At 73.6% G+C, this 9,245-nt stretch carries 7 protein-coding genes; all 7 read right to left on the bottom strand.

The window, feature by feature from the left end:
* A partial coding sequence (locus ACFRCR_RS03480; RefSeq protein WP_377675579.1) for a Mur ligase domain-containing protein occupies positions 1-673 on the bottom strand: 673 nt, incomplete at its 3' end.
* Positions 670-1,794, bottom strand: coding sequence for an undecaprenyldiphospho-muramoylpentapeptide beta-N-acetylglucosaminyltransferase (murG, locus tag ACFRCR_RS03475; protein ID WP_377675577.1), 1,125 nt, complete (start codon positions 1,792-1,794; stop codon positions 670-672). The genes ACFRCR_RS03480 and murG, both read right to left, overlap by 4 nt.
* Before the next feature lie 127 nt (positions 1,795-1,921).
* Positions 1,922-3,172, bottom strand: a complete 1,251-nt coding sequence (locus ACFRCR_RS03470; protein ID WP_377675576.1) for a putative peptidoglycan glycosyltransferase FtsW — start codon at positions 3,170-3,172, stop codon at positions 1,922-1,924.
* Positions 3,173-3,563: 391 nt separating this feature from the next.
* Complete coding sequence (gene murD / locus ACFRCR_RS03465; protein ID WP_377675574.1) at positions 3,564-5,024, bottom strand: UDP-N-acetylmuramoyl-L-alanine--D-glutamate ligase; 1,461 nt, start codon at positions 5,022-5,024, stop codon at positions 3,564-3,566.
* The gene (gene mraY, locus ACFRCR_RS03460; RefSeq protein WP_377675572.1) at positions 5,024-6,124 is read right to left on the bottom strand and encodes a phospho-N-acetylmuramoyl-pentapeptide-transferase; all 1,101 of its coding nucleotides are present in this window, start codon (positions 6,122-6,124) and stop codon (positions 5,024-5,026) included. The genes murD and mraY overlap by 1 nt, the downstream gene beginning before the upstream one ends.
* Positions 6,121-7,521, bottom strand: a complete 1,401-nt coding sequence (gene murF / locus ACFRCR_RS03455) for a UDP-N-acetylmuramoyl-tripeptide--D-alanyl-D-alanine ligase (protein ID WP_377675570.1) — start codon at positions 7,519-7,521, stop codon at positions 6,121-6,123. The genes mraY and murF overlap by 4 nt, the downstream gene beginning before the upstream one ends.
* Positions 7,518-9,221 (bottom strand): UDP-N-acetylmuramoyl-L-alanyl-D-glutamate--2,6-diaminopimelate ligase, encoded by a 1,704-nt coding sequence (locus ACFRCR_RS03450; RefSeq protein WP_377675569.1) that lies wholly within the window; start codon positions 9,219-9,221, stop codon positions 7,518-7,520. The genes murF and ACFRCR_RS03450 overlap by 4 nt, the downstream gene beginning before the upstream one ends.
* Between the last annotated feature and the right edge of the window lie 24 nt (positions 9,222-9,245).

Here is a 9,245-nt window from a genome sequence, read left to right as displayed (position 1 = left end):
GCGCGATGCGCCGGGCGAAGTCGACGAACGCCTGCTCGAACGCCTCGCGCGAGCCGTAGTGGTCCAGATGGTCGGGCTCGACGTTCAGCACGACCGCGATGGTCGGGGCGTAGTTGAGGAACGAGCCGTCCGACTCGTCGGCCTCCGCGACCACGACGTCGCCCGTCCCCAGGTGCCCCCCGGGGATCGCGCCGTCGCTCGTGACGACCGAGCCCCCGATCGCGAAGGACGGGTCGAGACCCGCCGCCCGCAGCGTCGTCGCGACCATGGCCGACGTCGTGGTCTTGCCGTGCGCGCCCGCGACCGCCACGGAGCGCCCCCGTGCCATGAGCGCGGCGAGCGCCTCCGAACGGTGCAGCACGCGCAGACCCGCGGCACGCGCCGCGACCAGCTCGGGGTTGTCGGGGCGCACCGCGCTCGACAGGACGAGCGTGTCGGCCCCGGTGACGTTGCCCGCGTCGTGCCCCACGTGGACGGTCACGCCGTCCGCACGCAGCGCCTCGACCACGGCGCTGTCCTTGGCGTCCGAGCCCTGGACCCGCACCCCGCGCGCGACGAGCAGGCGTGCCACGACGGACATGCCCGCACCGCCGATGCCGACAAGGTGGACGGTCCCCAGGTCCTCGAGCGCCGGCGGTGCCACCGCGGGCCGGTCGCCGCCCGGGCCCGTCATCGCGAGCTCCCCGCTGCCTTCGCGACCAGGTCGGCGACCCGTGCCGTCGCGTCCTGGACCCCGGCACGCGAGGCGAGCGAGGCCATGGTGCGCAGCCGGTCGCCGTCGGTGACCAGCGCCGGGACGTTCACGGCGACCCACGGCGCGGTGAACGCCTCGTCCTCGACGAGGATGCCGCCCCCGGCCCGCACGAGCGGACCGGCGTTGAGCCGCTGCTCGCCGTTCCCGATGGGCAGCGGCACGTAGACCGCAGGGATCCCCAGGGCGGCGAGCTCGCTGACTGTCCCCGCCCCCGAGCGGCAGACCACGAGGTCCGCGACCGCGTACGCGAGGTGCATCTCCGCGAGGTACTCGCGCACGTCGTAGCCCGCCAGGCCCGCGACCGCGTCGCGCACCGCGTCCGCCTTGCCCCGACCCGTCAGGTGCAGGACCTGCGCCCCCGTCGCGAGGATCTCGCGCGCCGCTCCCGACACCGCCTCGTTGAGGCTCTGCGCGCCGAGCGATCCACCCGTGACGACCACGGTCGGGCGCGCCGGGTCCAGGCCCAGCGACGCCGCGGCGTTCGCCCGGACCGTCGGGGCGTCGACCCCGCGGTCGCGGATCAGGTCGGCGATCTCCCAGCGCAGCGGGAGCCCCGTGACGACGCCGCCCTTGAGCGGGGTCCCCTCGAACGTGAGCGCGACCGACGTCGCCCACCGGGCCCCCGCCCGGTTCGCGAGGCCCGGACGCGCGTTCTGCTCGTGGATCACGATCGGCACGCCGCGGCGGTGCGCCGCGATGTAGGCCGGGGTCGAGACGTAGCCGCCGAAGCCCACCACGACCTCGGCCCGCGTCTCGTCGATCACGGCCCCAGCGGCCTCGACCGCAGCCTTGAGCCGGCCCGGCAGGGCGACCCACTCGCCGCTCGGGCGGCGCGGCATGGGTACCTTGGGCACGAAGCGCAGCGGGTACCCGCGCGCCGGCACCAGGTCCGCCTCGAGCCCGCTCTCCGTCCCGAGCACGGTCAGGACCGCCTCGGGGTTGCGTGCGCGCAGCTCGTCCGCGACCGCGAGCAGCGGGTTGACGTGCCCCGCCGTCCCGCCGCCTGCGAGCACCACCGAGCCGACTGAAGAGCTCACCACGTACCTGTCACCTGTCCTTGCTGTCGCTGCTGCTGTCTGTCCCGGGAAGACCCGGAGTCCTGAGGGTAGCCGTGCGCACCGGCCGAGAGCCCCGGCGCCCGGGCGCCGCACCCGTGCCGGTCCGCGGTCATCGCTTCTGGGAGCGTCGGCGCGGGAGGGCGCGTCGCCCCGCGTGCCCGACGACGGCGAGCGACCTGCGCACGACGCTCCCCCGGGCGCTGAGCGCCTCGCGCGCCCCCGGCTCGTCGCGTGCGAACGAGATGACGACACCGAGCGCGGCCATGGTCGTGATGAGCGCCGAGCCGCCCGAGGAGACCAGGGGCAGCGGGACGCCGATCACGGGGACGATGCCGATCACGACCCCGATGTTGATGAACGCCTGCCCGACGATCCAGCACGCGATGCCCGCGGTCGTGATCTTCACGAACGGGTCCGGGTGCCGGCGGATCACGCGGCTCATCGCGAGACCGAGGACCGCGAACAGCGCGAGGACGAGGAGCGTGCCGAGCAGGCCCAGCTCCTCGCCGATCACACCGAAGATGAAGTCGTTGTGCGCCTCGGGGAGGTAGCTCCACTTCTCGCGGCTCGCCCCCAGGCCCACGCCGCCGAACCCGCCGGTGCCGAGGGCCCACAGCCCGTGGACCGACTGGTAGCACCCCGTGCCCACGTTCGCGTCGGTGGTGTCGCAGACGCCCGCGTAGGTCGCGAGGAACCGGCTCGTGCGGTTGGAGCTCTCCTGCATGGCCACGAACCCGACGCCGACCACCAGCGCGGCGATCCCTCCGGCCGTCGCCAGGAGCCTCCAGTCGACACCGGCCACGAAGAACGCGCCCGCGACGAGCAGCAGGATCACGAGCATGGTGCCCAGGTCGTGGCCCGCCAGGACCAGGCCCATGACCAGCAGCGCGCCCGGTACCGCCGGGACGATCGCGTGCTTCCACGAGCCCAGCAGCCGCTGCTTGCGGCCGAGCACCACCCCGAGCCACACCGCGAGCGCGAGCTTGGCCGGCTCCGAGGGCTGGACGTAGAACGAGCCGAAGTTCAGCCAGTTCAGGTTGCCGTTGACCTCCTTGCCGAGCGGGCTGAAGATCAGGACCTGGAGGAGCAGGCTGACACCCAGGAGCGGCCAGGCGGCGTGCCGGTACAAGCTCGTGGGCAGCCGGGTCGCGACCAGCAGCACGGGCAGGCCCATGAGGGCGAACCGCGCCTGGGTGAAGAACGCCTCGTACGGCGAGCGGCCCGCGGCGATCTCCGTGACCGCGGAGCTCGACAGCACCATGACCAGGCCGATGATCGCGAGCAGGGTCGTCGCGCCGACCAGCAGGTAGTAGCTCGTCACGGCGCTGTCCCACTGACCGAGCCAGGCGCGCTCCTGCACGCTCGTCCTCCTGGTCGCCCGCGCCCGCCGGCGGGGGGTACCCGCCTTCGCCGTCGTGGCGTCCTTGCGTCGCCCGAGCAGCCCCGTCGCGGCCGTGCCCGTCGCGCGAGCCGAGGGCCTGGCCCTGGCGGAGGTCTTGGTGGTGCCCGTCGGCTTGCCGGTCCCGGCGGTCCGGGGCGTCCCGGAGCTGCCTGTGCCCGCCTGCGGGCGGGTCCTCGTGGCTCCCCCGGTCTCGCTCCCCTTGGCGCGGACCGGGTTCGAAGGCGCAGGCTTCCGGGCCTGGCGAGCGGTCGCCGGCCGGGCGTCGCCCGGGGCCGGGGGCTTCGGCGCGGAGCGGCCCGCGGCCGAGCGGGACGCAGGCCCGCGCCCACTCGTCGTCTGGGCCACTGGGCTACCCCTCCAGCTCGGTCTCGGAACCTGTCAGGTCGTGGACAGCGTGCACGAACGCGTCGCCGCGGGCCGCGTAGGACGCGAACTGGTCCATCGACGCGCACGCCGGCGCGAGCAGGACCGTGTCCCCGGGGACGGCGAGTCCGCGGGCGCTGGACACCGCGCGCTGCATCACCGTCCCAGTGTCACCGGGATCGACACGGACCACGGGGACATCGGGTGCGTGTCGGGCCAGTGCACCCGACAGGGGCTCGGGGTCGACCCCGATCAGCACGACCGCGCGCAGCCTCGACAGGCGGGCGCGCACCAGCTCGTCGAACGTCGCTCCCTTGGCCAGTCCGCCCGCGACCCAGACCACGGACCCGGACGCGAAGGCGCCGAGCGCAGCGGCGGCGGCGTGCGCGTTCGTCGCCTTCGAGTCGTCGACGTACGAGACGCCGTCGACCGTCGCGACGTGCGCGATGCGGTGGGCACCCGGGCTGAACGAGCGCAGGCCGTCCCGGACGGCACGTGCGTCGACCCCGTGCGCCCGGGCGAGCGCGGCGGCGGCGAGGGCGTTGGCGACGACGTGCACGGGCACCACGCCGTCGGGGCCCGCGAGGTGCGCGAGGTCCGCGAACGTCGCGAGCTCCTGGGCGCTGCGGTGCCGCGCAGGGTCGTCGGGTGCCGTGTGGAACGCACGGTCCACGAGGACGTCCTCGATCACGCCGAGCTGTGCGCGCGCGGGCGCCCCGACGGTGAACCCGACCGCGCGGGCTCCCTCCTCGACGTCGGCCTCCCGGACGAGGTGCTCGGTCCGGGAGTCCGCCACGTTGTACACGCAGGCCACCTGGGCACGCTCGTAGATGCGGCCCTTGTCGCCCGCGTAGGCGTCGAGCGAGCCGTGCCAGTCGAGGTGGTCGGGCGCGACGTTGAGCACGGCCGCGGCCTGGGCCGACATGCTGTGCGTGAAGTGGAGTTGGAAGCTCGAGAGCTCTACCGCGAGCACGTCGAGGTCGGGGTCGAGCGCGGCGGTCACGACCGGCGTGCCGACGTTCCCCACCGCTGCGGCACGCAGCCCCGCGGCGGACAGGATCGACGTGAGCATCTCGACCGTGGTCGTCTTGCCGTTCGTCCCGGTGACCGCGAGCCACGGCGCGTACGACCCGTCGGTACGCGGGGCGCGCAGCTGCCACGCGAGCTCGACCTCGCTCCAGACGGGCACACCGGCCTCCCGGGCAGCGACCAGCAGGTCCGACGACGGCGCCCACCCCGGCGACGCGACCACCAGGTCGATCGTCGACAGGTCGACGCGTGCGACGTCCTGCACGTCGGCGTCGGGCGCCGCGCGGTCCACCGTGACGACCGAGGCCGCTCGAGGCGTCAGCGCGGCGAGCGCGGCACGCCCCGAGACACCGAGCCCGGCGACCAGGACCCGTGCCCGCTCCCACGGGACCTGCAGCGCACGGGCGGTGCCGGACACTAGCTGACCACCCACTCGGCATAGAAGATCCCGAGGCCCAGGCCCGCGAACAGCCCCGCGATCAACCAGAACCGGATGACGATCGTCACCTCGCCCCAGCCGGACAGCTCGAAGTGGTGGTGCAGCGGTGCCATCTTGAAGACGCGCTTGCCGGTCATCTTGAAGTACCCGATCTGGATGACGTCGGAGAGCACGATGATGACGAACAGGCCACCGATGATGACCGCGAGCACCTCGGTGCGGGACAGGATCGTCAGGCCGGCCAGCGCGCCGCCGAGAGCGAGCGACCCGGTGTCGCCCATGAAGATCTTCGCGGGGCTCGCGTTCCACCACAGGAAGCCCACGCAGGCGCCCATGATGGCGGCGGCGACGATCGCCAGGTCCTGCGGGTCACGGACCTCGTAGCAGCGCGGTCCGGCGGCGTCGAGGATCTGGCAGCTCTGGTTGAGCTGCCAGATGCTCACGAGGATGTAGCTGCCGAACACGATCACGGACACGCCCGTGGCCAGGCCGTCGAGCCCGTCCGTCAGGTTCACCGCGTTCGACCACGCCGTGATGAGGAAGTTGGCCCACAGGACGAACAGGATGAGGCCGACCGTGGCCCCCGCGAACGCGAGGTCGAGGTTCGTGTCCCGCAGGAACGAGATGTGCGTCGAGGCCGGGGTCCGGAAGTTCTCGTTGGGGAACTGGAGCGCCAGGACCGCGAACGTGATACCCACGACCCCCTGACCGACGATCTTGGCCCGCGGCGACAGGCCCAGGCTGCGCTGCTTGCGGATCTTCGTGAAGTCGTCGAAGAAGCCGACCAGGCCCAGCCCTGTCATGAGGAACAGCACGAGGAGGGAGGACACGCTCGGCGTCCTCGGCGTGTCCGAGACGATCGACGACACGACGTAGGACATCGCCCAGCCGATCAGGGTCGCCCCGATGATGACGACCCCGCCCATGGTGGGCGTCCCACGCTTGGTGAAGTGCGCCGTCGGGCCGTCCTGGCGGACGAACTGGCCGTAGTTGCGGTGGATCAGGAACTTGATGAAGAGCGGGGTGCCCAGGAGGGCCACGAGCAGCGAGACGCACGCGGAGACGAGGATCGCGATCATGCGCGCACCTCACCCGCGAGCTCGTCGCCCAGGCGCCACAGGCCCGAGCCGTTCGAGGACTTCACCAGGACCACGTCGCCCGGCTGCAGCTCGTCGCGCAGCAGTGCGGACGCCGCCTCGACGTCAGGCACGAACCGAGTCTCATCGCCCCAGGACCCCTCTTGGGTGGCGCCGTCGTGGATGCCGCCGGCACCGTCACCGACCACGACGAGCAGCTTGATGTTCAATCGGACCACGAGACGGCCGATCTCGTCGTGAGCGGCGCGCGAGTCGGGCCCGAGTTCTCGCATCTCGCCCAGGACCGCGACCGACCTGCGCTCGCGCCCTGCCATGACCGCGAGGGCCTTGAGGGCCGCACGCATCGAGTCGGGGTTCGCGTTGTACGAGTCGTCGATCACCGTGATGCCGTCGGCGCGCTGCGTGACGGCCATGCGGTGCGGGCTGATCGCGGTCGCCTCGGCCAGGCCCGCGGCCACGAGCCGGGGGTCGAGACCGAGCCGGACCGCCGCGGCGGCGGCCGCGAGCGCGTTGGCGACGTGGTGCTCGCCCACGAGCCGGAGCTGGACCGGGAAGGTCTCCTCGGTGCCGCGCACGCGCAGGTCGAACGAGGCGCACCCGGCACGGTCCATCCCGATGTTCTCGGCGCGCACGTCGGCCGCAGGGATGGTCCCGAACGTCACGACGGGCCCGGGCGCGACTCCCGCCATCGCGACGACGCGCAGGTCGTCCGCGTTGAGCACGGCCGTCCCTCCCGGGGCGAGGCCCGTGACGATCTCCGCCTTGGCGGTGGCCACGGCCTCGATCCCGCCGAACTCCCCCAGGTGGGCGCTGCCCACCGCCAGGACCACGGACACGTCCGGGGGCGCGATCCGCGTCAGGTAGGTCAGGTGACCGAGGCCGCTCGCGCCCATCTCCAGGACCAGGTAGCGGGTCGAGGGGTCGGCCTCGAGCACGGTCAGCGGCAGACCGATCTCGTTGTTGAACGATCCCCTCGGGACCACCGTGCGCCCGTGGGGCGTCAGGAGCTGACCCAGGAGGTCCTTCGTGGTCGTCTTGCCCACCGACCCGGTGATCCCGACGACCTGGAGGTCGCCCGCGGCACGCAGGCGCCGCAGCACCTCGCGCGCCAGGGCCCCGAGCGCGGTCTGCACGTCCTCGACCACGACCGCGGGCGCGTCGACGTCGCGCGCGGCCAGGACGAGCGCCGCCCCCTTGTCGACCGCGACGGGGACGAAGTCGTGCCCGTCGACGTGCTCACCGGGGAGCGCCACGAAGAGCGACCCCGTGCGCGCCAGGCGGGAGTCGACGACGACCGAGCCGGTCACCCTCACGTCCGGGTCGGCGGCCAGCCGCCCACCGGTCGCTGCGGCGACCTCCGCCGCAGTCAGCTCGATCATTCTCCGTGCTCCTTCGTCGTCTCGTGGCGCGCAGCCAGTGCGGCACGCGCCTCCACCCTGTCGTCCAGGGCGTGGTCCACCCCGGCGATCTCCTGCCAGACCTCGTGGCCTCGGCCCGCGACCAGGACCGTGTCCTGGGGGGCGGCCTCACGGATCGTGTCACGGATCGCGGTGGCCCGCGGCGCGACCTCGACCACGGTGTGCGCGCGAGGCGCTCCCCCGTGCCCGACGGCGTCGCGCACCCCGGCGACCTGGTCCACCTCGGCGGCCTGCTGTGCGGCCCTCGCCCCGGCAAGCACCTCGGCGCGGATCGTGGCGGGGTCCTCCCCGTGCGGGTCGTCGTCCGTGATCACGACCACGTCGGCACCCTCGACCGCGACCGCGCCCATGCCGGGTCGCTTGCCCTTGTCCCGGTCGCCGGTGGCGCCGAAGACCACGACGAGGCGTCCCGTCGTCGTCGGGCGCAGGGCGGCCAGGGCGAGCGAGAGCGCGTCCGTGTTGTGCGCGAAGTCGACCACGACGCGGGGCGCGGTACCCACGACCTCCATGCGCCCGGGGACCTGGGCGCTGACACCGCCCGCCCCCTCGAGCGCCGCGGCGACGTCGCGCGGGTCCGCGCCCGCCTCGAGGACCATCGCCAGCGCGAGCGCCGCGTTGGCCACGTTGAACCCGCCGGGCAGCGTGGTCGAGGTCCGCAGCTCGCGACCGTCGCGGTGGCGCAGCACGAACGTGCTGCCCGTCCCTGCGGCCGCGTCGACGGCACGTACGTCGGACACGGTCCAGTCCGCCCCTGCCGCCGCCCCGTCGCCGGTGACGGGGGTGCCGACTGCGCCGCCGGTGACGGCGAGCGTCGAGACCGGGATCGTCGCGACCTCGGCCAGGCGCCGGCCCCAGGCGTCGTCGACCACGACCACTCCCCGACGGGCGTGCTGCGGGGTGAAGAGCGCGGCCTTGGCCTCGAAGTACTCCTGGAGGTCGCCGTGGAAGTCGAGGTGGTCCTGGCTCAGGTTGGTGAAGCCCGCCACGTCGAACACGATGCCGTCCACGCGGTGCAGGGACAGCGCGTGCGAGGACACCTCCATCGCGAGGGTCCCGACCCCGTCCTCGCGCATCGTGGCGAGCAGGGCCTGCAGGTCGGCCGCCTCGGGCGTCGTCAGGCGGCTCGGCAGGACACGGTCGCCCGAGCGCATCTCGACCGTGCCGATCAGGCCACCCTTCCAGCCGAGCGTGCGCAGGACGTGGTCCAGCAGGTACGTCGTGGTCGTCTTGCCGTTGGTGCCCGTCACGGCGAACGTCGTCAGCTGCGTCGCGGGCTCCCCGTACACCCAGGCCGCGACGCGACCCAGGACGGCGCGGGGGTCCTCGGTCACGAGGACCGGCACACGCTCCTCCCCCGCGTCGGCGAGCAGCCGCGCTCCCTGCGGGTCCGTCAGCACGACCCGCGCACCACGGGAGATCGCGTCGCTCGCGAACCTCGCACCGTGCGTGCCCGCGCCAGGCAGGGCGACGAAGAGGTCGCCGTCGGCGACGACGCGGTTGTCCGAGGCCACGGACCAGATCTCGGCCGCACCGAGGGCGTCCGGCCCCTGGTCCGACGCCGTCCCCCCGGCGGCGGCGGCAAGGCCGAAGGTGGTCGCGAGCTCCCGGGCCGTGCGGTGCACGGACGTGGCGGGACGAAGGCGGTCGATCGGGGATGTCACGAGTAGAACCTACCGTGCGTCGGG

The organism is Oerskovia sp. NPDC056781 (genome assembly GCF_042789955.1).
In the GTDB taxonomy this organism is placed as follows: Bacteria; Actinomycetota; Actinomycetes; order Actinomycetales; family Cellulomonadaceae; genus Oerskovia; species Oerskovia rustica.
Note: the sequence above shows the minus strand (reverse complement) of the source record. Positions and strands in the feature narration are given on the sequence as shown.

Coding starts and splice junctions, on each gene's coding strand:
- mraY (WP_377675572.1), bottom strand. CDS start 6,124: ATGATCGCGATCCTCGTCTCCGCGTGCGTCTCGCTGCTCGTGGCCCTC.
- murF (WP_377675570.1), bottom strand. CDS start 7,521: ATGATCGAGCTGACTGCGGCGGAGGTCGCCGCAGCGACCGGTGGGCGG.